Below are 799 nucleotides of genomic sequence, written 5' to 3'. Positions count from 1 at the left end.
TTGAATGGCCCGCCTCTCCGGAAATTTCTTCCTGATTTAATTTATCGCGAGAAAAACTATGTCTGTAGTGATATCAGGTGCGCTGACTGATGGCGCAGGTATCCCCATGTCCGGATACCATATTATTCTGAAATCCCGGGTAAACACCCCGGAAGTGGTGATGCACACTGTTGCTGATGTGATGACAGGAAACGATGGTGAATACTGTTTCCATGCGCGGACTGGAAAATATGGTGTGTATCTGAAACCGGGCTGGCACAACGAGTACAACGTTGGCGACATTGCTGTATATGAGGACTCAAAGCCCGGCACGCTGAATGACTTTCTGATTGCTCCTGATGAGGGCGACCTGAAACCGGATGTCGTCAAACGCTTTGAGGAAATGGTGGTGCAGGCGCAGCAGAGCGCCGGGGCCGCAGCCGGAAACGCACAGCAGACGGCGCAGGATGTGGCGGCAGCCGCAACGGCCCGTGATGATGCACAACGTTTTGCGGAGAATGCCAGACAGGATGCAACCGTCACAGCTGAGGACAGAAAGGCCACTGCGGAAGATGTGACAAGCACAGGAGCAAATGCAGCCGCAGCCGGACAGAGCGCACAGGATGCCGCAGGTTATGCCCGCGCAGCAGAACAGGCCAAAAATGACATTGATGCTGCGCTGACCGGCACTCTGAAAATGGCTAACCATCTGTCAGAAATCGCAGCAGCAGGCGAAAAGGCACAACAGAAGTCCCGGGATAATCTGGGGCTGAAAAGTGCGGCCACGATGGAAGCACAGAGCGACATTTACGACCGGACA

At 54.2% G+C, this 799-nt stretch carries 1 protein-coding gene; it reads left to right on the top strand.

Translation table 11 applies throughout. The features are described from left to right. Positions 1–58: 58 nt before the first annotated feature. Positions 59–799: prophage tail fiber N-terminal domain-containing protein (locus tag BGK49_RS16340; RefSeq protein ID WP_094188688.1), on the top strand; the 741-nt coding region annotated here is incomplete at its 3' end.

The organism is Shigella sp. FC1544 (genome assembly GCF_001722145.1).
Taxonomy (GTDB): Bacteria; Pseudomonadota; Gammaproteobacteria; order Enterobacterales; family Enterobacteriaceae; genus Escherichia; species Escherichia coli.
This window is presented reverse-complemented; position numbering and strand designations above follow the sequence as displayed.